Below are 22,211 nucleotides of genomic sequence, written 5' to 3' on the forward strand. Positions count from 1 at the left end.
CGGAGCCGGGCTTGCAAGGTTTCACGAATGGAAAGTCAACTCTCCCGGCCCGCTGATCGCGGTCGTTCCCCGTTTAAAATGCTCCAGCGACAAATGCGTGGATGCCTTGTAATCACCGCGGGCGTTCCACTGCTAATTGCCTCGTGCACGCTCATTCGAGGCAAAATACCTCTGTGGGCGATACCCGCCGTTCACGGTGTGGTCTCGGATGCGGCAACCGGCATTCCCATCGAGTCCGCGTTGGTTACCGTCTCAAATGATGCTGAGCCTGGCATCGTCGCTACCACACTGACTGATCAAAACGGGCGATACACGACGAAACCCGCCCTGACTCACGAATGGTTCACGCTTCCAGGTGACCGCGTAGAACACTGCACTGTATCGGTCTCGGCTGATGGCTACGTCACAACAGACGCAGCTGCTGTACACGACACTTACGAGCTATATGCTGGCAAACCGGCTGCTGATCGCTATATCGATTTCATCCTGCGATCGGATGCGGCCGGCGAGACCAAGCAATACAATGAATGGGAAGTCGAACGCGACAATACCGGGGAACCATCCCGTGCACCGGAGCCGGGCTTGCAAGCGTTTTGACAATGGTTGACTATTTCCTCCCGGCCCGGTGACGGGCGACGTTCCCCGACTGAAGAATACATGGGCGGTTCAAAAGGCAACACGAAGTTTGACGGCATTCGCTGGGACCAACATTTCCAGACGTTTGTCGCGGACCGCAATTTCAACGGTCAAACGGTTGGCTTCACTTTCGACACGAACCAGATACGATCCGACGAATTGCTGGCAAGTCTCACGCCGACAGCCAATCGCATTTGGATGACGCACAATTCATGGTTCAAGAAATTTCGCGATTTTGTCGCCGCTGATCGTCTTTCGCAATTTAGGACGCTGCTGAGTCAGGAAGATCCGCCGCTAACGATAACTGCAAAACAGATACGTGATTCGCTGACTTGCCCCTACATGATTACAATTCGTCCGGTTGACGATTCTCATTGCGTTCGTATCGATTTCAGCGGTGGCGGACATGACTGGGGTGGCACCGATTGCCGACTTTCGGACTACCATGTAGAGGCTTCTGCAACACTGGATGGCGGTTTCGACGATGCAACGATCTTCACGTATTAACGGACAGATGAACGGGGAACCAACCGATGCAACCGAGCGGCGAAGTCGGGCGTTTTGAAGTGGTTAATCTTCCGTCGCCGCCGGCTGATCGTAAACGTTCGTCGAACCAACTGGATTTTGCCTTCAACCCGCGTTCACCCTGCCATGTTTAGACGTTTCATTATTGCTGTGTCTTTCGTTTCGTTTCTGTTCTCAACAGGTTTTTGCCAAGAACCTCTTGTTGATGGAGAATTATTTTTCACAAAGCTGCACGCCATTCGTCCGGGTGAATTTCCGATCGCTCCGTGGGAAGGGAATAATCCACCGATCCAAAATGCCGAGTGGCAAGCCAGGATTGAACGTCTCTTCAATGAGATTAACAAGCTTGACTCCCAACACATGGACCGTGCCAACAGCGCATACTTCAACCGGTTCATGTTCATCGACGGCATCTCAAAGCAACCTGTCGAGTCCCTCTTGCGAGATCTTGACGATGTTCTTTCTGCATTCAAGGACTGTTCGTTTGACGTTAAGGTGCCAACAGAGGTTAGCATTCTGTTTTCCAAAATTGAAAGTTCGCGTTTTAGAGCAATCGTGCAATTGGTGAGTCTCAAGGCGATCGCATCGGCATCGCGTGGCAACTTCGCAGAATCTTCTGTGCTGCTTTCCAGTGCATTCGATTTCGCGGATTTTGTAGAAACGTCGGAAACCTATCGGGGATGCTTGATGGCGAACGCAATAAGGCGGAGCCTGCTTGGCTGTTTTGTGAGTTTGCAAGGAGTGGGAAGTCCCCTGATGCTGGAGCAGATGGAAACACTTGCGGTCGAGTTGGGTGCAAATCGAGCGTCCGAAATGGCGCTCTGGAAACAGGTCAGCGAAGAACTCCCCGTCCTACAAGCGAAAGAGCGATCCCAGGCGATTTGGCAGGAAGATCTTAAGGCCACATTGACAAGTCTCCAGATCCCAAAAGCGAACTTCGATCAAGCGATGGCTCATGACGATATTGAACAAGTGTGTGAGACGCTCCAGTTGATCGTCGCTGCAGATTTTGAGAAGGAAGAGCTGGAATCTCAGCGTTGGTCCCACTTGAAGCTCCCTCGGGAAAAGCCTCGATTTCGGGCAGGAGTCAATGTTAAGATGGGAGCATGGGTAACGATTTTCCAGAAGTATATTGACGAACTATTCATCGTGAGCCTAAGGAATTCGCGGGACAACCTCCAGGAAACAACTCGTCAGCTTGCAGCAATCCAGTGTCTTGAGATCATTCGCGGGAGTTCTTCCGAGAGTGGTCAGTGGATCGGTGGTGTTGACGGGCCCCTCAAGCGGAAGCTTCCAATTGACCCAGTCACAGGGGTTGCGTTCCCCGTGAAGGTGGACTCGCAAGTCCCAGGGTACTGCACCTACACTATTGTGCTGGAGGAATCACGAAGGGGTGAGAGGCGTCGCGAGATCCATGCGATGTCGCTAGGCAATGTCAGGTAGTGAAATAGCTGCACTGGACAGGGCCTCGGCGATCACAGGCGGTCCATGGCCGGTAAAACGACGAACCATCGGTTGCAACGGAGTGGCGGTGGTGACCGGTTTTGCAATGGTTAAATCGCTCGCCGCCACCCGCTGAACTGCAACGTTATTTGACTCAAGAACATTCGCTGACAAGAGTCACATGATGAAGCTTAAGCAAGTCTACCGATGCGATTTCTCCGCTGAAACACTCAAGGGGGTCGAGCTTTTACCCGACGGATCGAAGAAAGCTCGGATCGCTTCGGAGAAGCTGATCGAGACCGCCCAGTTGGCGTTACTCGATGGGCTTTCGAAACTTGGACAGAAAGAGATTGACTTCGACGTTGGCTTCGGGCACGGTTATTCCTCGAGCCTCGCGATTGTGATATTTAAGACGGACTTTATTGACGGTCAATTCCTTCGCGTATTGCACGATGTTGGTAGTATGCCGCCGGTTGGTGTCGACTGGACTATTTCGGTCCAATGCCAAACGGACGCACTGCAAGACGAGTTCTTTGTTCGCGACGGAACGATTGTTATCTGCTGCGATTCATGCGATAGTCTGTTGAGCTTACTTAAAACACTTTGTGTTTAAGAACGTGTTTGCAACGCGGTCGCGTGTGAATTCACACCGGCAAATAACAATGCCGTGCACTGGAGCGGCGTGTCAGGCGTTTTGGCAAGAATTGATCTCTCTTCGCCGCCCAGTGACGGCCGACGTTATTCGGCAATAGATGTTCGCTCCCGCCGTACTTCCGTTTCAGATTACAGCTGCGATCTTCGTTGTTGCCTTGATCGCTACCTGTCTGTTCTCGCGACGCGGAAAGACGATTGCAATCGCTATTGGTGCGTCGATCATACTTTTCATCCCATCGTGTACCGGAGTGATGATGATCGTCGACCAATTTCGCTATGGGCGTTTCGACTACGCGTCTGAATCCGACATCCCAGATGACGGATACATCGAACTTCCGCCGACGGCGACCAACATTGTCTTGTTTCGCAACGGTGCCGGCCATTTCGCTCGATTCACCAATCCGACCGATTCGCTCGACTCATGGGTCACGCAAATGCGAGCGCAGCGGCCCGAGCTGAACTCGGATTCTGAGGAAGACCGCTCAACGCCAAACTGGCCCAAAGAAATGCGTGCGGAAATGCTCCAGCTCAAGTCCGAAATTTTCGCAAGCCGGTTCCGTGATTCTGGCTGGACCTACGATCCGAGCATGATCGAATTTCAAGTGTCGCGATCGCGACGCGGTGGTGGTTATTCGATTTGGCATCTACCCGAAACCGGCGATACATACTTGAGTGCCGGGTACTGGTAGAATGCGGGTAACCATGCCGTGAACCGGAGGACGGCATGGGGCGTTTACAAATGGAGAATCAACCCGCCGTCCCCGGTTACGGCGGACGTTATCCGGCCAAATGGCTGCTTGTCTTTCGCAAACTCAAAGTTCGACAGCTAATATGCGTCTACGAGAAAACAAGAGCTACATTTCTGCGTTCGTTATAGTTTTTATTCTAATTATAGGTTGGATGGCTTTTGGGCTATTTATCGAGCCTGCCTACGCGATGGCGGTCCCACCGATGTTATTTTCAGTGGTAATTGGAGGCCTGCTTCTCCTACAAGTACGTTCAGGTGTTGCTCTAAATGGTAGATGGGTTGCGAAATACCCGCGTGGCACGTGGCAGTACACCGGCTTGATTGCCTGGAATTGCTTCATATTCCTGGTGTCTCTTCGTTTGCTTTTCCTAAGCCTTCCTGGCTGATCCAGGATCCGTTGAGATGAAAACGTACTCAGCAGCCGCGGATAACGATTGCGATGAACCGGAGGCAGTGTGCTCTCCGCTACGGCGGGTTGCCTTCGGCATTTTACCCGCCTCCGCTACGATCCCACTGCCTCGGTTATCGCTGGTGTTATCCGACTGAAATTTTGACGTGACTGACCGCAATCCATACACGATACCAATTGACGATTCGCCGGCCCGGAAGCCTCACCGTCCATTGCGTCGACTGGTGCGTGGGCGACGACCGGTGCTTTGTTTGCGTTTGCCGTGTCGGCCGGCCTGTCGTTCTTTGTTGCCGTCGAGGCTGTCGGTCTTGCGCGGTCCGACCCGGGGTACATGGCATTGTTCGTGGCGATATGTTTGGCCCCGGCCGCGAACGCTATGGTCGGTGTTTGCTGTGCTGCGATGTGTTCGCTGACAGCAGGACGAAACGGGCTGTTTGCTTTTCCTGTTGTCTTTGGTCCGCCTTTGGCCTCGGCGGTTTATGTGCTGCATTTTGTATTTGTCGTGCTTGACGTACATGGATCATAGCCACGCCCCTGCGAGTTTGCTCTCCGCTCCTGCTGGCGGATAACGATTGCATGCACCGGAGCAGGTGTGTCTCCGCTCCGGTGGTTGGCTTCGCCATTCTACCACCTCCACTACGCCACCCCTGCCCGGTGATGCTGGGCGTTATCCCACTGAACTGATCTAATGCTGAATCGATTACGCAACGCGATCTTCGGTGAACTACACGAGCCAACGCCTGCGTCTATCGTCGTAGAGCCAACGCAACTCGTCCTTGCGTGCGACGACACCTCTGCCACCAGTACAACGAAAGTGGATGGCAAACGCGTCACCTGTCCGTACACGATGTGGACTGGTTCCATCGAATGCCGCATCTTTGCCGGTCTGCTCGACTTCCAGCTTCTCGTCGAATCCAACGCGCCGCGCGAACGGGACCTTGATTTGATTCGTCGAATCGTTGCATACGAACGCTCGCTGAAGGGTGATGCGATGGATGCCGTTTTCAACTTCTTCTCCGGGCTGCGCAATGACCATGGCGTCGATTTCTCTGCTGTCGTCGACCGTTGGTCACGCGATTCGGTTGCCAAAGTAGTCCACTCTCCCTCCTGTCTAATCGACGATCTTGACGACGAGCCCGGGTTCAAGAATCGATTCATCGTGTCTTTTTCCACTGACCTTGATCCCGAACATGGTGTGGATGTCCAGGTCGACCAGTGGCGAATCGTTGACTGCGGCTGTCTTGTCTGACACTATGCAGGGATAACCATGGCGTGAACCGAAGTCGCGGCCTTGAGTTTATTGAAGTGGATCGTCCACCGCCGCGACTCGGTTACGCCCACCGTTATTTTGTAAAGACATGTGGGATCTCGAAGTCGACTGCCCGAACGCTCCACTCACAGACCAGATGGTTGCTGAGGCTGAATCTTCGTTGAACGTCCGGCTTCCAGCTTCGTACGTTGACGCCTTGCGTCAGAAAAACGGTGGTTCGACCATCGGCGAATACATCCGGCTACCGGCGCAAAACATCCCTCAACACCTTGAAGGGTTCGTGGACCATGGCTATGTCAGCATCGGCGGGCTGAATGGCATTGGAGCCAGCCATCAAAGCATTACGCGAACGTCGTACCTGACGAACGAATGGCAACTGCCGAACGGATTGGTGCTCCTCAACGGCGACGGACATACGTGGATTGCCTTCGACTACCGAAAAACAACAGCCACACCGCCAATTGTATTCGTCGATTCCGATTCGGGTGATACACTACTGATCGCTAATTCGTTTGCCGAACTATTCGCATCGCTGGTCCCACACGAAGAGCTGTTCGACGAAGATGGGGATTTCATCGGCGGCGCATAGAAGCAAAATAACCATGCGGTGAACGGGAGCCGCCGGTGACGCGGGTTTTGAAATCGTAGTTTTTTGGCGGCGGCCCCGTTACCGCCGACGTTCCCCGACTGACTGGCAACGATTCAAGACTACTCAATGTTTTCTGAAAATGAGGTCTGCTACGAATGCAATTGCACGGTGGTTGGGGACCGCGATTACTTGGAAATCGCAACTTGGGTGTATTTGGGATTCTTCAAGACGGAACGCAGCAGCACCGATTGCGATGTTCCGTTTCATTTCTACCGATTCGCTAAGTTCGACGATTTCCAACGTTGGAAGCAAAGTGGCGGAACAAAACTTGATGCCATCAATCTCACTTCCATGGAACAAGTTCGTCGGCGGTTTGTCGACCGGCAGGCAATGGTGGATTCGGTGTTAGACTGGCACAAATTCCTTTCCGGTCCCGATCCAGATTGATGACCAATGTGATTCGTGTGTTCGTCGCCAACGATGCGGGGAACCATCCAATGCACCCGAGCGGCGAAGTCGGGCGTTTTCAAATGGACAATCTCTCGTCGCCGCCGGGTGATTGGCAACGTTCGCCGACTGAAGTTGACACCATGCAGTGTGTGTAGCCAACTCGGCTTCCAGCCAAATTTCGACCAAATGTCTGTCAGAAACACGAATCCCTACAAGACTCCGACTGGCATTGAACCAGGCCCATCGAAATCAACTGCGGCGACCGCGGTGTATTGGCTCGCGTGCATTATGGTCGTACTGTGCTGTATTGCCTTTTGTTTCACCGTGTTTTTCGGCGTTGTGCTAGCTCCTGATTTCAACAGTTTAGTCGTTCCGATGCTGGTTTATTCGCTGGCATACCTTGCCGGTGGTGCTGTATTTGCGTATTCCGCGATTGTTTCCCGGCGTGGCCGGTTGCATTTTGGCTTTGCTGTTTTTCTGTCTGGATTCGTAGTGCTGTTCGGGATCAATGCCGTTGGTGACAGACTGCTGTAGATGAACTCCACACGCCTTTCCAAAAAAGCGGCGAACAATGCGATGATACGGAGCGGCGGTGGTCGCCGTTCTCGCAGTGGAAAGTCGCTCGCCGCCGCCCGCATATCGCTACCGTTATTCGACTGAGTTGTAGCTGCCGTACTCGCGCTGCTTGCTCGTGACTGGCATTCGCTGTGACCGACGGGGCGGATCGCCGCGCGGACTTTGGCACTGCTGCGTGATGCTATTCCGGATGCGTGATCGAGGTGCTGGGCCACATCGTTCGCATACGCGTCTTGCGTTCGTCTCGATCGCCCGAGCCTGGATTGCCCCGGTTCGTCCATGCTGCCGGTTGTTTCCTGCGGGGCAATGCGATTCTCGCCTGCGTTTTCCCTGCGGGGCAATGCGATTCTCGCCTGCGTTTTCCCTGCGGGGCTGCCGATTTGATTGACAAGCCGTCTTCTCGATGGGAAGCTGACTGTCGATTTCCACATCCGTCGCCTGTCCCCAAGCTCGTGCGAGTAACCATGCCGTGCACGTGAGCGGTGGTGGACGCCGCACTCGCCATCCTCGCAATTCCCCCGCCACTGCCACGTGATGGCCAGCGTTCGCCGACTGAAACTTTTGCCAACAACTGTCGCGACGCATTCCGTGAGCTGAGCACGAACCCATATGCCAAAACTGTCCGTCAGCCAACAGTCCTCAATCCGCCGGATGATCTCGGACCGCAGCCACCCCGACGCAATTGATGCGTATCTTACTGAACGCGGATTTTCTGACTCCGAAATTGCGGACTTCTACACCGAATCAAACCAACGGCGTGGCCATCTGCTTGCGTGCTACCGAATGAAACGCAACGTTCGTCTGGTTGGTGTTGCCTTGCTCGCTTTCTCTGCTGCCGTTCCGTTGCTTGGCGGACCGCTACTCGTGTCGATCACGATGGTTGTCTACGGCATCGCGTTGATCGCGACGGGGTCGTTGGCGGTGTACCAGCCGTAGCCCTAATTTGATGGCGATCGGTGCGTTTGATATGATATTTTCAACCTCAACGGTCGTGGTTGACGTGAATCCACTGCAATGCAGCGAACCATGAAATGTACGGGAGAACGGGTGGTCCGTTTTCTCGTATGCTTGCAAGTGTTACGTCCGTTCCCCGTGATTTCTAACGTTCGTCCAACCAGGAGCGACTTTTCTGAATTCGAAGCTCAAACTTGCGGCCATCGTGATCGGTATCGCTACTTCGGCGATTGTGTTGCCGTTGCTCTTCAACCACGCGTCGACTCGCACAGCGGAAATGAATTGCACGAACAACATGCGTTCGGTTGGCCTTGCGATCATGAACTACCACGCCGCATACAAGCGTTACCCATCACCAAATTTCGGTGGGCACAGTTGGCGTATTCGGTGCCTCCCATTCGTGATGGCGTCCCCGATGTATTCAGAGTATCGGTTTGACGAGCGATGGGATTCACCTAACAACATCACAATTGACACGCGGTCGTTTCATAGCAAGAAGATCGTTGACGAGAATGCCGAGGTGCCGATGGAGGTTCTCGGTATCCCTTACCCGTATCCTTGCCTGTATTCCGACGATGCACACTTTGCGTCGTACTTAATGCTCGTTGGTGACAACGCATTCGGAAAACACAGCGGGTGGCGAAGTGATTCCGAGCTACTAGACGATCCAGAATCAACGATAGCAGTTGCCGAGACGATTAACACGACGAACCACTGGCTCTCCCCGCGTGATCTTGACGTTGCGACTATGTCTTTCACCGTCAACGACGGCCCAAATTCAATTTCGAGTCGGCATCCACGAGGTCCAGTCGTGCTTTTTTGCGACTGGGCTGTTTATCGATTGAATCCAGCGATCCATGAGGATACGTTGAAGGCAATGGTTACGATTAGCGGTGGCGAGGAACTTTCACGCGACCACCTTATTGAGCGTGGACTGCTGCTTGAGCCGTAGCGAAATAAATGGACGAACCATGACATTCACGGGAGCACGGCTTGCGGCGTTTTTAGAATTAGATAGTCAATTCTCCGTGCCCCGTGATGTCTAACGTTCCCCGACTGAAGAAGTAGATTGCCGCGATTCTCGCTCATTCTGATTGGCTACTGTGTTGCCGGATTCGCAGCATTCTTTGCGTTTGTCGCAGTGGCAAGCCGGAACGATTCATCATTCGCATCGTGGCTGGTGAACTCGCTCGGCTTGCTCTACGGAACGCTTCTGTACGTTTCCGGATTGGCGGCATTCTACATTTCATTGCGATCCTCTTGGCGTGCATCAACGGCGTCTCAACTTGCTGCTTTGATTCCGTTCTCGCTCTTGCCGGGCTTCATCGGAATCATTGGGCTCTTTCACGGGTACGTGAGCATTTTCCAAGTCCTCGCCTCATCGGGTTCGTTTCCCAAACCCTCCGACTTGCACTACGCACACGCGACGGTGTTAATTTGCCCGCTGGTAGGCTTGACTCTCTCGCTCATATCATTCGCTATACTGGCAATTGCGATGATTACGAAACTCCGTATCCAACCCGTCTTACCAACATCAAACGAAGGCGGGGAACCATGCCGTGCACCGGAGCGGCGTCAGCGCGTGTCCTGATGGTTAGTTTTACTCTCGCCGCCCGGTGACGGCCACCGTTCCCCGACTGAAGATTCATGACACAACCTGTCCACAGCTGCATGACGAAAGCGATAATCGCTGATGGTGACCAGCTGGAGACAGGGCCGCAATGGATCACCTCACGACGCGCTCGACTTCGCCTTTTCGACGACCACTTAATTTGCGGCGACTGGAATGTCCACTACGACGACATTCGCGAAGCGGTGCTTGCATCTTTTCGTTCGCCGATCCTTCGGATTCCTGGCTACGTCCTTTCTGCGCGAACTGATACTCACACATACCACTTCGGCCTAAACGGATGGCGGTACTGGAAGGGTGAATTGCCATTTCCTGTAACCCGAACCAATACTCGACTTCGCATGTCGTGGATTTCAATCGCGGCGAGGGCTATACTCATCGGCTACGTCGCGTACGCGTTGTGGCGATGGGGCACGTAACCTCGATCACCAATGCGGCGGGGAACCATGCGATGCAACGGAGTCGGGCTTGCACGGTTTCACGAATGGAAAATCAAACGTCCCGACCCGCTGATCGCAACCGTTATCCGGTTCAAGTCCACGCTTCCCTGCGACACTGACACGCCGCTATGAAATTTCGCTTCCCTGGATGGGGCATTGGCTGGTTCACCGCGCTGCTCGCGACTTTTGCGCCAGTCGTCGCGTACTTCTCGTTTTCCGATGGAACACCGGGATTCGGCGTTTTCTGGCTCTCTGTAGGACTGTTTGCGGCGTTGACGTGGTTTCGACAGCGATGGGCCGCAATCCCACTCGTAATCTATTTCCTGTTTGCCTTGACCGGTATTGCAATGTCGTTTTCGGCAAACGGCTTTTCGGTCTCACTGCTTGGCAAATTCCTGTTCTCTTGCAGCGGTATCTACGAACTTGTAGTCTGGTTCCGCTCTTCTGACGATGACATATGCGGTGAGCTCATGCCCGAGGACGGGCCGTAGAGCCTATTGTGTATCTCACCCTAGCGGATAACGATGGCATGCACCGGAGACATCTGAGGCATCTTGTCTAGGGTGGATTTGGTTTTTGTTTCTGATTTGGAGACATTTTGTCCACGCGAATGGCTGGGGTAACGAACAAGTTTTCCACCGGCGGTTAGGCGAGTTGCTGGATCTTGGCGTACAGCGGTGATCCGGTCCGCTTGAGGCTCTCGATGTACTGGTCTTCGTTGTACGGTGTTCCGGTTTGCCAGCAGCGAAACAGGATCCTCTGCCACTTATAGGCCAGTGCACGCTTGGCGGTGTTGGCTGGCTTGCCCTTTGCTTTCTGGTCTTCGTAGAACGCCTTGGCCCACCGACTCTTCGTTACCGATAGCCCTGCCATCTCGTGGAACGTCTGCCGGAGAAACTTCGTGCATGCCCAGCGTGCCGAGACGAACTTTCGCTTGCCGCTTTGCTCGGTGATCGGCGCGATGCCGCTGGCGCACTGAAGGCTCTGTGCAGTCTCGTAGCGACCTTCGCCGTCGCCCATGGCTGCGATGATTCTGGCCTGCGTGTTGGCGGCCACTCCGGGCAGCGACGCGGCCACCGCGTACTGAGGATGCTGGGGCAAGAGCTCTTTGATGTTTGCTTCGTAAGAGCGAATGTGTTTGTTGAGGACTTTCAGCTGTTCAGCAATCATCACAGCTCGCTTGCTGCTACACCGCAGCGTGACTGCGTCGGTGGTGAGCGGCTTGGCTTCCATGATCAACTTGGCCAAGTGGTCGGCTTTGCGTTTCATGTTCAGGCCGTGAAAGTAGCTGCGGAGCTTTGCCTCGCCTGCGACCTGTGCTTGGTCCAGGGTGGGGTACTCGATCAGGAACGATAGCAAGAATGAGGCGTAGGGCTTGGCGGCTGCGAAACCGGAAATCACGGGAAAATACTGCTTGATCAGTGCGGTGAGTTCATTGGCCAGGTCGGCTCTGGCGTCGACGGCGAAGCGTCGGTCTTCGCTGAGGCGTGCCAGTTCCCGGGTCAACGGGCTGTCTTGGTGTAGGGTGCGAAGTTCATCGATACGTTCGCGCAGAAACTCGGCGATCCTTTTGGCATCGACGGGGTCGCTCTTTCCACCGCCGTGTCGATGGCTTTTTCGCAGGTAGGCCAGGGCGGCCGGATTTACCGGGTAGATCACGACGTCGTCGAATTGCAGCAGGGCGTTGATCAACGCTCCTTTGGACGCTTCGATGGCGATGGCAAACTGGGCACCGGGGTGGTTGGTTCTCCAGTTCTTCAGCTAGTCAGTGATCGCTTGGGGGGATTGTGCGAAGACGCCCGTTTGCGGATCACCGTCCGGGCCGAGGAGATGGAAGTCGTGCTTGGCATCGGCCCAGTCAATTCCGATCAGGATGGGTTGTTTTAGGATCATGGATTACACTGTTGTCCGTCGTGAGGCTGGAAGGCTGAAGCGATTTTCCGAACCGAGGAATCGACCACTGCGACGTGCTTATGGAAGGTCTTTGCCGAGACATCATCTGAGAAGTCGTTTGAGTCGATCCGCACCCGATCACTGCGAAGGTCTCCGGTCAGACGTTTGCATCAGAGCTAGCTGTGATGTGAGTCGTCGGCGGGGTGAATTCGTCAGTGATCGGGCGGTCGGATTCGTCGCTCGGGAGCGTCTCCCGAGATAAAACAGGCTAGTTGCTGCGTCGAAAATTTCGCGTCCGCATCTGTTTTCATTCGACTTGATCGTAGCCTTGAGCTGCGAACTGGCTCCGGCACGCTCAAGTCATTACGATGGATGCGGGTGACCATAAGCAGGTGTGTCTCCGTTCCGGTGGTTGGCTTCGCCATTTTACCACCTCCACTGCGCCACCCCTGCCCGGTGATGCTGGGCGTTATCCGACTTTGCTCTACTGAATTGAACGCAAACTCAAACACCACACGTATCACGAAGCGGCGCTGGGACATCCTGCTTCTCCCCATCGCTGCCTTCTCTGGTATCGCTGCCGTTTTACTTGGAGTGTTCGCCGGATATTGGCGGGGACTGCAGGTTCCAGGCCTCACTTTGATTCTCTGGGCCTATCTACGTTACACCACATCTATCGATGGAATGGTTGCTGTTTCGATCAACGGTAACCCCAAAGTCAAAGCCTTGCTCAAATGGCTGAGTTTCTTCGTGTTGTTGACCGTCGGATGGGTCGCTATCGATACTCAGGTGCTTGGTAATCCCATCAATGCTCCAATATCCATGACGCAAATTGTTGTGTTCGTTCTGATGATTGCCCTGCTGCTGGCTGGTGTTTTCGTGATCGAGCGTCGATTCCCAGCTGATCCAAAACCGGGACAAGGCGGCGGATCTCCAGGAACTACACCTACTAACCCCACTTTGGGCGGGTGAATATCAAGAGTTTGCGGGTGCGGAGTGACCATCTTGCCTTGGCCTTAGTGACTCTGGTGCAGGGGTTTGCACTGCTTTTTTAGAGTCGGCGCGCAACGGTATCGCAGTTGAGTGCGGTGCTCGCTTTGTCTGCTAAGTTCTAGACCGACAGCGTTGGCTGCAGGTCGTAGCCCAGTTCAATCGCGCGACGGCGCAAGCTCTTGATCAACTTGTCCTGAAACCGACTGTTGTAGGCCTCCGATCCGATGTCCTTGTACGGTCGGCCCGTTTTGATCATGGCGTAGACGATGATCGCAAGCTTGCGGGCGATCGCTGTGATCGCACTGGCCGCGCCATCGCGACCTCGCAGGCGCCGGCCGAATGCACCTAACGCACACTTCGACTGAATCAAGGTTTGTGCACATACGCGGAACACCTGTGCCACACGATTGCTGCTGCGATGCGTCGGGCTCTTGCCCTTCTTCTGCTTCTTCCCGCCTGACTTGTTCGCCTCCGGGCAAAGACTCAGCCAACTCACGAAATGTTTGTCCGTTGGAAACGCATCTACGTTCGTTCCGATCTCCGAGACGATTTGCAATGCCGAGTGGGCACCGATTCCATCAACGCTCGTCAGATCGACCCCCAGGATCTCGTACATCAATGTGCGAGTGTCAAACTTCGGTTCATTGGTCGTCTTGCTCCGCTGCTTGGCGCGAGGTGGCTTGGCCAGCGGTTCTCCACCTGACTTGTCCTCGAATTGCCGCAGGTACGCTTCAATCTGCCCGTCCACTTCCTTTACCTTTTCGTGATAGTAGCGGTACAGGTCCATCGCTTGTTGCAGCGAGAACAGATGCTCGTCGCGCCAGTTGCCTTGCAGAGCCAGGGCAATCGTCGCTTCATCGTTCTTGCACTTGTCGTTGCGTAGCTTTGCAAGTCGATGCGGATTGCGTTCGCCTGCTAGGATCGCATCGATGATTGCCGTGCCGGTCGCCCCTAGAATGTCACTGACCACTTCAGTGAGCTTGAGATTCATTTGCTCCATGGCCTTCTGCATGTGCTGGATATGCTGCGCCGCACACTTGATGAGCATCTCGCGTTGTCGCATGTAGCTGCGCAGGACGATGATCTGATCTTCGGGCCGAAACGATCCGGTGAGCAGTCCGAAGGTATGCAAGGTTTGAATCCATTGGCAGTCCAGGACATCGGTCTTGCGACAAAACTTCTTGATTTGACTCGGTTCGACCAAGATGACTTTGAAACCTCGCCGCTCGAGCACTTCAAAGAGTGGAATCCAGTAGACGCCGGTGGACTCCATGGCGATGGTTTCGATGCGGCATTGGTCAAGCCAATCGGCGATCGCCTCGAGGTCGGCAGTGAAGGCTCCGAAACTGCGGACCGCATTCTCTGGGTCTCGGTCTTTGGGCACCGCCACGAAGTGCACGTTCGCAGCGATGTCGATTCCCGCCGCGTTGGTGTTGACTTGCTTGAGCGATTCGATCGGAGGCGGCGCGTTGTCGACGGGAATGCCGCTACGCTGAGGTGTTCGCCGCTTCGCAGTCGCATTGCGAACTTGGAGCGGCTTTTTGTTACCGCTGACACCTTGCTTGTTTTTTCGTTTTTCGCGTGCCACAATGAAGTCTCCTGTGTGAACGGGAAGAAAAGCACGGATCGGGCGTACTCGACATATTGCTGTTTAGGTTCTCCAACGAGGTCGTGTTGAGCTGCCGAAGCAACTCAACGTGCCATCAATGCCAACGTCAAGAGTCGAACAGGGCCAAGATAACCAGCGGGCTCGTGTTTTTAACGACACAGTGCACCAATCCGCAGACGGCCTCCGCGACCCGATCCGTGCCCTTTCATTTTCGCGTCGCCCAGACGGACTTGCAAGAAAATCCTAGACCCCCGTTCCTCCACAGCCACCCCAAAGCGCAGCGTTGTAAGTTTGATAACCATGGCGTGCACACGGAGCGGGGCTTGCGACCGAATTTGAAATGGACAACTTTACTCTCCCCGCCCGGTGACGCCGGTCGTTCCGTCAATAAACCATGACTGAAATCGAAGATCAAGCCGAACCGCAGGGCACGAGTTCTCCGTCAAGACGATCGCTCGTTGGCGGAGTTGGACTTGCGTTTGCCTTGCTGGGGTTGGTCGCCGCGATCATGTCGCCTTGGGTCATCGACGCGATTGAACCTAAACGGAAGCCAATCGACGAGGTGGCGGTTGAACTCGCCACAAAGATCAAGGACCGACTCGTTGCGAAGGTGAAACGTCAAGAATATGTCTCGCCTGTAAAGGCGGATACCGGATTCAACGTTGCAAAATGGTATCCTGCGGGAACTATCGCTTTAGGATTGTGTGGAATCTGCCTAGGGGTTGGAGGGTTTTGCCGACACGAAGACGTGCGGATTACTGGATCGTCGGTCGCTGTCGGCCTGGCTGCAATCGTTTTTCAATACTTTTTGCTATTGTCGGCTGCTATCATCCTCTTCATGTTGGTTGGGATCATCCTGTCAGCGATGGGCATCGACCTCCCCACGCCGTGATTGTTGGCCAGCCCCAAGTGAAGACGGAACCATGCGATGCAACGGAGACGGGCTTGCAAGGTTTCACATATGGAACGTCAACTGTCCCGTCCCGTTGATCGCCGCCATTATCCGGCTGAAATCGACGCGAACAGATGATGGATGAATGGCCGCCCGAGCGTGTTTGTTTTCACCTGCTGGTTGACGATCAAATCAAGGCCGAACTGCTGGAGCCTTCATGGGGCGACATGTTCTGGTGCGAATACACCGTGCGGGCCGTTGACGAACGTGCGGAGCGCGTACTTCGCACACCCGAACTATGGAATCACGTCGGTTTTACGATCCGACATGCGGAAACCGGCAAGAAGTACGAGAATTGCTTCTCGGGCGAATTTGATGAATTTTGCGAAGGCAAGACTAACCGACTGTGGTTCCGGTCTTTATGGCCATTCGATCCTGCATCTGTTACGATTTGGTCTCGACTGGGGAACGCGTTGCTACAGATTTTCGCCGTTGTCATTTGGCCGCTGAATCTTCCTTGGCGAAGAGAGGAATCAGACGGATAACCATGGCGTGCACACGGAGCGGGGCTTGCGACCGAATTTGAAATGGACAACTTTACTCTCCCCGCCCGGTGACGCCGGGCGTTATCCGACTGAATGAAACGCAAATCCCGACGCAATGATTGACTGCCCCAACTGCAATATTGCCTTCAGCCCAGGCTATCAGTCGTGCCCTCGATGCAAGGCTTTCGACACGCCCCGTGTTGATCGCAACAATTACCTTCGCTCAAAAACTCGTGAGTTGGCCGACAAGAACCGTAGTCGCGAGGAGGTGCTGGACTATCTCGAAGGCCAAGGGCTTCATCGAGTCGACGCAGAAGGATTTATTGTCGATGAATTTCAGTCCGTGCGATCGGAGAATCGCAAGTCGGGTGTTTTCCAGCTCGTATCCGGGGGTATGCTGCTTGGTCTTAGCTTCGTAATCTTTGGTGGTGGCATTGTATGGGTCGGGCTTATACTGTTTGCCCTGGGGCTGATCGGAATTGGTCTTGCGCGGGCTCTGACTGGGCTGAGTTGACGCCGCGATTTCGGGTCAACGCAAGCCGACGGATAACGATTGCGTTCCTGAAAGAGTTTAGCGCAATTGGCTGTTTTTTGGTCGTTTGTTCCGAGTGAATCTGGAGCGGTAGCTGTGCACCGTTCTCAGGTGCAGGATTTGGTTACCGTTGAGTTGCGATGGCTGGTCGCTCGTCTGTGCTGGATGGACAGTTCGTGCGGGCTAATTGCGGATCGTTCTTGTCGTATGCGATCGCACCTCGATACATTCCTTCGTGGGGGCACATCACAGTCTTGCCGTGATGCCTTCACTCGATCGGTGAAGCACTATCTATCGGATTCGATTTCGTCCGCCTGCAAGTCAGGGCACCTAATCAATGAATCGTACGGGCTGTCAGGTGACCAACGTGATCACGAGGCCGTATCTAGCAATCGTTCCGGGCGAATTGAATTGGGCGGACCGCCGAAGAGGGTAAGCGTCATCAAAAACGAGGACGAACCAGTTCTTCAGCGAATACCATCACATCGAACGCTTCTTATAGGCGTGTCTCTTGTTTGAATCGTTTGTGGGGAGCTTGCATTGTTCTCAAGGAGAAAGGGTGCTGAAAGATCAGGCAGCCCGTTGCTGGTTCTGCTGTGCCTTGCGACGAGACAGCATCGCATCGCGACATTCACGGTAGCTTTGCTCATGCACGAGCATGTTCGGATGATCACTGCCATTTTTCGCATCACCGCGACTCGGGCGATCTTGCTACCTCGTCGGTTCTTGATCGGTTTGTACCAAGCTCGCATCACGGGGTCGCTTCGGAGTACGTGAACGGTGACTTGAGCCAGCACCCAACGTGCCATCGTGCTTCCAGCCTTGGTGATCCGGCCGCGTCGTCCGGTGCCCTCACCGCTGTCGTTGACCTTTGGTGTCAGACCGAAATAGTTGGCAAGGCTTTTGCCTTTGTTGAATCGGTTGGCATCGCCGATGCGACAGGCAAGGGCCAGGGCATTGAAATGGCCGACGCCTTGGATGGTCTTCAGAATCTCGACACGACGGTCACCCGTACCACGTTCGATGATCTGCTCCTCAAGGGATTTCATTCGCTTGGTGAATCGTTCAAGTTCCTCAAGGTGCCAGTCCATCTCGGACCGGGCCGCAGCCGGCAAGTTGACTCCTTTCAGCCAGGCGATCGCTCGCACGGTGGGGAAGGTTTTCGTGGGAAGCTGCCATTGCAGGTTGTATCTTCGAAGAATGTTCTTGATGCGGTTGGTTGCCCGGGTTCGACTCTTGCCGGCGTCTTTTCGAAGGAGCGTCAGTCGCTGGCTTTCGGCATCAGTTTGGGAGGGAAGGACGACGAGGCGAACCCCTTGGACGCAGTCGCCGTTTCGCAGACGGTGTTGGTTCACCCAAAGCAATTCCGAAAGAGCATGGGCGTCACGTCGATCAGTTTTGACAATCGGTTTCTTGGTGGGCTGGATGAGCAGGGTTTCAACGCAGCCGTATTGGGGAAGCATTTCAAGTAGCCAATCATTGAAGCCGCACACTTCGATGATCGTGATGTAGCCTTCGCTATCGGTCTTTTCCTTGAGCTTGGAGAAGAACTCAAGGCAGCGTTGCGGTTCGGTGGAGACCTGTCTTCGCAGGATCACGTCGCCGGCTTGATTGCGGAGCGAGACGGTCAGTTGCTTTGCGTGTTGATTGATACCGAGGTATAACATTGGAGCGGTTCTCCGAGTGGGACAGAGTTTGTTTTGAGCCCGATGTCTTCCCAGCGAAGCCAACGATCGCTCGTCGCCCAGTATCTCGGAGGACCGTGTTTTCGGGCAACTAACTCTTTCATCGACATCGATGAACCGGAGGCAGTGTGCTCTCCGCTACGGCGGGTTGCCTTCGGCATTTTACCCGCCTCCGCTACGATCCCACTGCCCCGGTTATCGCTGGTGTTATCCGACTGAAACTCGCAACGTAGACACGCTTGCTCACTTTCCTCCGATCTCTCACTTTCCATGGTCCCTGATTTCACCAAATCCGAAAAACGATTTGTTCGGCAGGTCGCTAACCTTGCCTGGGATCGGCTGCTCCGAAAATCACTTGTGCGTATCGCCTCGGCGCTCGGGCAAATGGACGCTGGCACGGCGACTGCGTTTGATGTCGACGATGCCATCCACAAATACCACGCCGGTCCATCTCGCCAACTCCATAACGAGTTCTCAACGAACAAGCCTTGGCACTCCGTCTGCAATGCCTACATTGATGGCATCTTGACCGACGATGACTTTGTGGATGCTCCGGACGGTATTCGGAAAGAACTCGCCCAATTCGTTTCAATTCACTGTAAGATCAACGGCATTGACCCGGCGACACTTGCAAATGCCGACGGATAACCATGGCATGCACACGGAGTCGGGCTTGCAAGGTTTCACAAATGGATGCTTAACTCTCCCGACCCGGTGATCCCGAGCGACTATGAAGTCCGTGGTTTGACCAGAGGCGTCTGGCCGACTATGAAGTCCGTGGTTTGACCAGAGGCGTCTGGCCGCTTTTGGTGACTTTTCTACATCGGTGATTCTTCACTTTTCGTCTTATGGCTTGGGGGTGGATTCGGCTGACTTTGAACGTTGACGCTTGCGAGTTTCGGCGAGATCCGATTCGGTACTATACGACTATTCGAGGTGTCGACGCTTGGACTTGGTCAGCCAAGTCTGTCAGTGACAGCGTCGTCTCATCATTCCTTGCAGTACTAACGAGTCGGCTTGATTTATTGGCTACTGCTGTATGATCCGAACATGCGATGCACGTTCGGGTCATCGCCAGTCACAGTCTTTGTCACGACCTGGCCAGAATGAACAGCATCCTGGGGTCACGCGGCGTAGTGATCTTGGCGAAGGCAAAGTCCTGATCGGGCTCAAGCTTTCTTCTCTTGGACGTCTTGGTCGGTCAGTCGCGATTCCGGAAGCGACGCGGGGTTGGGCGGCGAAAGGTGGATTGAAAAGGCTTCCCTCGATTGTCACATTCGTTATCTCGAGGTCGATCCGGCGGCCAGATTGCCTCGGCCAGGCATTCGTGGTCCCTCGAGGGAAGCGTGGTCTCGGAACGGAGACCGTTGTGTGGCTAGGTCTTCATGGGTGAGCGTCGACTGGCACGCCGCGGCGATTTCTTCGGTTGGCTCGCGGCGAGCTTGGGCTCTTCGCTGTGAACCGGCCCGGGCGGTTTCGGCTTGGCTCGCTTAAGTGGACGGGCGGTTGCTCCGTTGCGAGGTGCCTCTTCCTTGCTGCCTGTCTTGGCTGTTGCCGTGGCGTCTTCTTCGTTCGGGTCAGGGACTGTCTCTTGCTCCACGTCAGTAATCAGTTTCGATGCATTCCAGGTCGTTTCATCTCGCATCATTGCCCAGGCAACGACGGCGATTTTGCGAGCCAGTGCGATGCCCGCTTTCTTGCGGCGTGTGGTCGAGCCTCCGTGGATACGTTTGAACGTCAGTTTGCTCCATTCGTTGTAACGCAAGCTTGCCCAAGCGCATTCCAGTAACATGCTTCGCAGCATCCGTGGGCCTCGTTTGCTGATTCGTCCAGAGCGATCCATCTCGCCGGATTGGTACTGCCGTGGCGTCATGCCAAGGTAGCTGGAGATGTGTCGAGCGCTCTTGAAGCGATGTGGGTCATCGATTGCCGCGACGAGCATCTCGGCGGTCTTGCGTCCCACGCCGGGGATGGTCATCACGCGTTGGATGTGGGCGTTGTCGGCAGCGAACAGTTCCAGACGTTGTTCGATCGCTTCCATTTCAGTGGTGAGCTCATCAAGTTGTTTCAGTTCGCTGTCGAGTTGTCCTTTCCAGAGATCGTCGGTGCCACACTCATGGATTGGTTTGCGGTGGGAGTAGATATGGGCTCGACCTGTGTTCCAGGCACGTGCTCCGGTGTCGATCTCGATGCCGCGGTTGGCGAAGGAGGCCCGAATGCCATTCTTGATTCGAGTGATGCGGTAGTCGAGATTCTTCCGGTACTTGATGATCGCTCGCTGTTCCCGGATCTCGGGACTGGGGACGTGCACGGACGTGAGATCCTTCATCATGGCCATCTTGGCCAGTCTTAGTGCGTCGTCGCGATCGGTCTTTCGCTTGATGTTGTTCCACGACCATGCTTCGTCGTTGGTGCTGCAGACTATTGTCTTGAGTTTTTGCTGGTGGCAGACATCGCTAATCCAGCCCGACGGACCGCAGGCTTCCATGACGACGAGGTCGATGTCGTTGGACTCGAACAGGTGATTGACGTGAGAAACCTTGGTGAGGATGGTTTCGAATCGATACCGCTGATTTCCGGTGTCAAAGAAACAGGCGACCGACTTGAACTTGCCGAGGTCGAGCGAACAGATCATCATGGAATGGTTCCGTGGTTTGAGGTGTCAACGTGTTAGAAGTGTTGATTGTGACCGATCGAAAGATCGAGATCACGGCCTGGTCAGCAGGTGTATCCAGCCGACTCGCCTCAAACCACGGACTTCATGGATTCTTTATCCGACTGAACCGACTATTGCCCTCATTCTACGCTGATTACCCAAGGCTTCGAACATGCACAACCACATTCCGCTTATCGGTTTCTTTGTCGTGCTTGCCTGTTGCTGCTCTGCAAACGCGACACCTCCGCAAATGGGGAATCGCCTATTGCAGATACAGCGTGACCAGATGTCTGATGCACTTGGGGAGTCTTCCCCATGCGTGATCCCTGCCGACGTTCGCATTTTGCTCGAAGGCAGTTCCCGGGACGTTTATAGATTGTGCGCAACACTGGCGAAACGTGACCCTCAACTACAGATCAAAGAGATCGTTAACGCTTTCAATGAGGTCTCCCGCGAAAACCAAAAACTTAAAAGACGTATTGAAGTACTTGAATCGCGATTGCGGGCATACGAACGAGACGAAAGCCAATCCAATTGAACGGAATCGTGTGCGAATTCACACCATCGGATAACTATGGCGTGCACACGGTGCGGGGCTTGCGGCCTTGTTTGAAATGGAAAACTTTATTCTCTTCTCCCGGTGACGCCGGACGTTGCCCGACTGAAGAATGAACGTGACAACACTTTTCGGCGACTTCGATGCAACGGATTTCTGGAAGGACTGCGAATACGCTGCGGAGAACTACTTGGAAATCGCACCAACCGACGACACGATTGCAGAGGTTGTGGCGATACTTGGGTAAAAACTCCCATCTTCGTGCATCGAACTGTGTAATACGCAAAACGGAGGCTCGCCAAACAGCACTTGCCACCTGGCGAACCGCACGGCGTGCCTTACGCCTACCAATGCATCGACGACAGCGAAGCTCATCACGCGTCGTTTTCGTTGAACGATGGTCCAAGCTCGATTTCCAGTCCGCACTCTCACGGACCTGCAGTATTGTTTTGCGACGGGGCCGTTTATCGCTTACACTCCACAATACTGCGTGATCTAATTCACGCGATGACTACGATTGACGGCG

Annotated in this window: 26 protein-coding genes; 21 read left to right on the forward strand and 5 right to left on the reverse strand. The window is 54.4% G+C overall.

Features of this window, described 5'->3' with window-relative positions:
• Nucleotides 1–27 precede the first annotated feature (27 nt).
• The 15 genes from ACR3ZL_RS07715 (at nucleotide 28) to ACR3ZL_RS07785 (ending at nucleotide 10,815) form a co-directional block, all read left to right on the forward strand.
• On the forward strand, nucleotides 28–597 hold the full coding sequence (locus tag ACR3ZL_RS07715; protein ID WP_473648461.1) for a carboxypeptidase-like regulatory domain-containing protein: 570 nt from the start codon (nucleotides 28–30) through the stop codon (nucleotides 595–597).
• A gap of 60 nt (nucleotides 598–657) precedes the next feature.
• Nucleotides 658–1,143 carry a hypothetical protein gene (locus ACR3ZL_RS07720; protein ID WP_473648460.1) on the forward strand — a complete coding sequence of 162 codons (486 nt, stop codon included), beginning with the start codon at nucleotides 658–660 and terminating at the stop codon, nucleotides 1,141–1,143.
• 54 nt (nucleotides 1,144–1,197) lie between these two features.
• Nucleotides 1,198–2,604 (forward strand): hypothetical protein, encoded by a 1,407-nt coding sequence (locus tag ACR3ZL_RS07725; protein ID WP_473648459.1) that lies wholly within the window; start codon nucleotides 1,198–1,200, stop codon nucleotides 2,602–2,604.
• Between the two features lie 181 nt (nucleotides 2,605–2,785).
• Entirely contained in the window at nucleotides 2,786–3,217 is a 432-nt protein-coding gene (locus ACR3ZL_RS07730; RefSeq protein WP_486173345.1) for a hypothetical protein, read from the forward strand.
• A gap of 139 nt (nucleotides 3,218–3,356) precedes the next feature.
• Complete coding sequence (locus ACR3ZL_RS07735; protein WP_473648457.1) at nucleotides 3,357–3,947, forward strand: hypothetical protein; 591 nt, start codon at nucleotides 3,357–3,359, stop codon at nucleotides 3,945–3,947.
• Between the two features lie 461 nt (nucleotides 3,948–4,408).
• Nucleotides 4,409–4,552, forward strand: coding sequence for a hypothetical protein (locus ACR3ZL_RS07740; RefSeq protein WP_473648456.1), 144 nt, complete (start codon nucleotides 4,409–4,411; stop codon nucleotides 4,550–4,552).
• 551 nt (nucleotides 4,553–5,103) lie between these two features.
• The gene (locus tag ACR3ZL_RS07745) at nucleotides 5,104–5,664 is read left to right on the forward strand and encodes a hypothetical protein (protein WP_473648455.1); all 561 of its coding nucleotides are present in this window, start codon (nucleotides 5,104–5,106) and stop codon (nucleotides 5,662–5,664) included.
• Between the two features lie 109 nt (nucleotides 5,665–5,773).
• Entirely contained in the window at nucleotides 5,774–6,274 is a 501-nt protein-coding gene (locus ACR3ZL_RS07750) for an SMI1/KNR4 family protein (RefSeq protein WP_473648454.1), read from the forward strand.
• Nucleotides 6,275–6,400: 126 nt separating this feature from the next.
• Nucleotides 6,401–6,721, forward strand: a complete 321-nt coding sequence (locus ACR3ZL_RS07755) for a hypothetical protein (RefSeq protein WP_473648453.1) — start codon at nucleotides 6,401–6,403, stop codon at nucleotides 6,719–6,721.
• The gene (locus ACR3ZL_RS07760; RefSeq protein WP_473648452.1) at nucleotides 6,721–6,879 is read left to right on the forward strand and encodes a hypothetical protein; all 159 of its coding nucleotides are present in this window, start codon (nucleotides 6,721–6,723) and stop codon (nucleotides 6,877–6,879) included. The genes ACR3ZL_RS07755 and ACR3ZL_RS07760 overlap by 1 nt, the downstream gene beginning before the upstream one ends.
• Before the next feature lie 31 nt (nucleotides 6,880–6,910).
• Nucleotides 6,911–7,258: a hypothetical protein gene (locus ACR3ZL_RS07765; protein ID WP_473648451.1), complete on the forward strand. Its 348-nt coding sequence runs from the start codon at nucleotides 6,911–6,913 to the stop codon at nucleotides 7,256–7,258.
• A gap of 651 nt (nucleotides 7,259–7,909) precedes the next feature.
• Nucleotides 7,910–8,236 (forward strand): hypothetical protein, encoded by a 327-nt coding sequence (locus ACR3ZL_RS07770; protein ID WP_473648450.1) that lies wholly within the window; start codon nucleotides 7,910–7,912, stop codon nucleotides 8,234–8,236.
• Between the two features lie 223 nt (nucleotides 8,237–8,459).
• The gene (locus ACR3ZL_RS07775; RefSeq protein WP_473648449.1) at nucleotides 8,460–9,206 is read left to right on the forward strand and encodes a DUF1559 family PulG-like putative transporter; all 747 of its coding nucleotides are present in this window, start codon (nucleotides 8,460–8,462) and stop codon (nucleotides 9,204–9,206) included.
• A gap of 695 nt (nucleotides 9,207–9,901) precedes the next feature.
• Nucleotides 9,902–10,303, forward strand: a complete 402-nt coding sequence (locus ACR3ZL_RS07780) for a hypothetical protein (protein WP_473648448.1) — start codon at nucleotides 9,902–9,904, stop codon at nucleotides 10,301–10,303.
• A gap of 149 nt (nucleotides 10,304–10,452) precedes the next feature.
• Nucleotides 10,453–10,815 carry a hypothetical protein gene (locus ACR3ZL_RS07785; protein ID WP_473648447.1) on the forward strand — a complete coding sequence of 121 codons (363 nt, stop codon included), beginning with the start codon at nucleotides 10,453–10,455 and terminating at the stop codon, nucleotides 10,813–10,815.
• A 154-nt stretch (nucleotides 10,816–10,969) separates the two neighbouring features.
• Here the strand turns inward: ACR3ZL_RS07785 and ACR3ZL_RS07790 are convergent, their stop codons facing one another.
• Together ACR3ZL_RS07790 and ACR3ZL_RS07795 are read right to left on the reverse strand one after the other, a co-directional pair.
• Complete coding sequence (locus tag ACR3ZL_RS07790) at nucleotides 10,970–12,085, reverse strand: IS110 family transposase (RefSeq protein ID WP_473653372.1); 1,116 nt, start codon at nucleotides 12,083–12,085, stop codon at nucleotides 10,970–10,972.
• The gene (locus ACR3ZL_RS07795) at nucleotides 12,086–12,217 is read right to left on the reverse strand and encodes a hypothetical protein (RefSeq protein WP_473648446.1); all 132 of its coding nucleotides are present in this window, start codon (nucleotides 12,215–12,217) and stop codon (nucleotides 12,086–12,088) included.
• A gap of 492 nt (nucleotides 12,218–12,709) precedes the next feature.
• Here ACR3ZL_RS07795 and ACR3ZL_RS07800 point away from each other — a divergent pair, with 492 nt between their 5' ends.
• Nucleotides 12,710–13,189 (forward strand): hypothetical protein, encoded by a 480-nt coding sequence (locus ACR3ZL_RS07800; protein WP_473648445.1) that lies wholly within the window; start codon nucleotides 12,710–12,712, stop codon nucleotides 13,187–13,189.
• Nucleotides 13,190–13,328: 139 nt separating this feature from the next.
• On the opposite strand, the gene ACR3ZL_RS07805 is transcribed toward ACR3ZL_RS07800, so the two are convergent.
• Complete coding sequence (locus ACR3ZL_RS07805) at nucleotides 13,329–14,798, reverse strand: IS110 family RNA-guided transposase (protein WP_486173346.1); 1,470 nt, start codon at nucleotides 14,796–14,798, stop codon at nucleotides 13,329–13,331.
• Between the two features lie 415 nt (nucleotides 14,799–15,213).
• Between ACR3ZL_RS07805 and ACR3ZL_RS07810 the strand changes: the two genes are divergently transcribed.
• Both ACR3ZL_RS07810 and ACR3ZL_RS07815 read left to right on the forward strand, forming a co-directional pair.
• The gene (locus ACR3ZL_RS07810; RefSeq protein ID WP_473648443.1) at nucleotides 15,214–15,711 is read left to right on the forward strand and encodes a hypothetical protein; all 498 of its coding nucleotides are present in this window, start codon (nucleotides 15,214–15,216) and stop codon (nucleotides 15,709–15,711) included.
• Between the two features lie 134 nt (nucleotides 15,712–15,845).
• Entirely contained in the window at nucleotides 15,846–16,256 is a 411-nt protein-coding gene (locus ACR3ZL_RS07815; protein WP_473648442.1) for a hypothetical protein, read from the forward strand.
• 999 nt (nucleotides 16,257–17,255) lie between these two features.
• Here the strand turns inward: ACR3ZL_RS07815 and ACR3ZL_RS07820 are convergent.
• Nucleotides 17,256–18,455 carry an IS110 family RNA-guided transposase gene (locus tag ACR3ZL_RS07820; RefSeq protein ID WP_473648441.1) on the reverse strand — a complete coding sequence of 400 codons (1,200 nt, stop codon included), beginning with the start codon at nucleotides 18,453–18,455 and terminating at the stop codon, nucleotides 17,256–17,258.
• A gap of 288 nt (nucleotides 18,456–18,743) precedes the next feature.
• Here ACR3ZL_RS07820 and ACR3ZL_RS07825 point away from each other — a divergent pair, with 288 nt between their 5' ends.
• The gene (locus tag ACR3ZL_RS07825) at nucleotides 18,744–19,121 is read left to right on the forward strand and encodes a hypothetical protein (RefSeq protein WP_473648440.1); all 378 of its coding nucleotides are present in this window, start codon (nucleotides 18,744–18,746) and stop codon (nucleotides 19,119–19,121) included.
• Nucleotides 19,122–19,848: 727 nt separating this feature from the next.
• On the opposite strand, the gene ACR3ZL_RS07830 is transcribed toward ACR3ZL_RS07825, so the two are convergent.
• Nucleotides 19,849–21,111, reverse strand: a complete 1,263-nt coding sequence (locus ACR3ZL_RS07830) for an IS110 family RNA-guided transposase (RefSeq protein WP_486173347.1) — start codon at nucleotides 21,109–21,111, stop codon at nucleotides 19,849–19,851.
• A gap of 190 nt (nucleotides 21,112–21,301) precedes the next feature.
• On the opposite strand from ACR3ZL_RS07830, the gene ACR3ZL_RS07835 reads away from it, so the two are divergent.
• Nucleotides 21,302–21,667: a hypothetical protein gene (locus ACR3ZL_RS07835; RefSeq protein ID WP_486173348.1), complete on the forward strand. Its 366-nt coding sequence runs from the start codon at nucleotides 21,302–21,304 to the stop codon at nucleotides 21,665–21,667.
• Between the two features lie 136 nt (nucleotides 21,668–21,803).
• Nucleotides 21,804–21,932 (forward strand): hypothetical protein, encoded by a 129-nt coding sequence (locus ACR3ZL_RS07840; RefSeq protein WP_473648437.1) that lies wholly within the window; start codon nucleotides 21,804–21,806, stop codon nucleotides 21,930–21,932.
• Nucleotides 21,933–22,211: the final 279 nt, after the last annotated feature.

Source organism: Rhodopirellula sp. J20-39 (assembly GCF_057365095.1).

Bases quoted from the DNA above. Each gene is read 5' to 3' on its own strand.
- ACR3ZL_RS07770 (WP_473648450.1), top strand. From the start codon at position 7,910: ATGCCAAAACTGTCCGTCAGCCAACAGTCCTCAATCCGCCGGATGATC.
- ACR3ZL_RS07735 (WP_473648457.1), top strand. From the start codon at position 3,357: ATGTTCGCTCCCGCCGTACTTCCGTTTCAGATTACAGCTGCGATCTTC.
- ACR3ZL_RS07715 (WP_473648461.1), top strand. From the start codon at position 28: ATGGAAAGTCAACTCTCCCGGCCCGCTGATCGCGGTCGTTCCCCGTTT.
- ACR3ZL_RS07810 (WP_473648443.1), top strand. From the start codon at position 15,214: ATGACTGAAATCGAAGATCAAGCCGAACCGCAGGGCACGAGTTCTCCG.
- ACR3ZL_RS07760 (WP_473648452.1), top strand. From the start codon at position 6,721: ATGACCAATGTGATTCGTGTGTTCGTCGCCAACGATGCGGGGAACCAT.
- ACR3ZL_RS07755 (WP_473648453.1), top strand. From the start codon at position 6,401: ATGTTTTCTGAAAATGAGGTCTGCTACGAATGCAATTGCACGGTGGTT.
- ACR3ZL_RS07745 (WP_473648455.1), top strand. From the start codon at position 5,104: ATGCTGAATCGATTACGCAACGCGATCTTCGGTGAACTACACGAGCCA.
- ACR3ZL_RS07785 (WP_473648447.1), top strand. From the start codon at position 10,453: ATGAAATTTCGCTTCCCTGGATGGGGCATTGGCTGGTTCACCGCGCTG.
- ACR3ZL_RS07750 (WP_473648454.1), top strand. From the start codon at position 5,774: ATGTGGGATCTCGAAGTCGACTGCCCGAACGCTCCACTCACAGACCAG.
- ACR3ZL_RS07825 (WP_473648440.1), top strand. From the start codon at position 18,744: ATGGTCCCTGATTTCACCAAATCCGAAAAACGATTTGTTCGGCAGGTC.
- ACR3ZL_RS07835 (WP_486173348.1), top strand. From the start codon at position 21,302: ATGCACAACCACATTCCGCTTATCGGTTTCTTTGTCGTGCTTGCCTGT.
- ACR3ZL_RS07720 (WP_473648460.1), top strand. From the start codon at position 658: ATGGGCGGTTCAAAAGGCAACACGAAGTTTGACGGCATTCGCTGGGAC.
- ACR3ZL_RS07740 (WP_473648456.1), top strand. From the start codon at position 4,409: ATGAAAACGTACTCAGCAGCCGCGGATAACGATTGCGATGAACCGGAG.
- ACR3ZL_RS07795 (WP_473648446.1), bottom strand. From the start codon at position 12,217: ATGATCCTAAAACAACCCATCCTGATCGGAATTGACTGGGCCGATGCC.
- ACR3ZL_RS07830 (WP_486173347.1), bottom strand. From the start codon at position 21,111: ATGATGATCTGTTCGCTCGACCTCGGCAAGTTCAAGTCGGTCGCCTGT.
- ACR3ZL_RS07765 (WP_473648451.1), top strand. From the start codon at position 6,911: ATGTCTGTCAGAAACACGAATCCCTACAAGACTCCGACTGGCATTGAA.
- ACR3ZL_RS07730 (WP_486173345.1), top strand. From the start codon at position 2,786: ATGATGAAGCTTAAGCAAGTCTACCGATGCGATTTCTCCGCTGAAACA.
- ACR3ZL_RS07780 (WP_473648448.1), top strand. From the start codon at position 9,902: ATGACACAACCTGTCCACAGCTGCATGACGAAAGCGATAATCGCTGAT.
- ACR3ZL_RS07815 (WP_473648442.1), top strand. From the start codon at position 15,846: ATGATGGATGAATGGCCGCCCGAGCGTGTTTGTTTTCACCTGCTGGTT.
- ACR3ZL_RS07820 (WP_473648441.1), bottom strand. From the start codon at position 18,455: ATGTTATACCTCGGTATCAATCAACACGCAAAGCAACTGACCGTCTCG.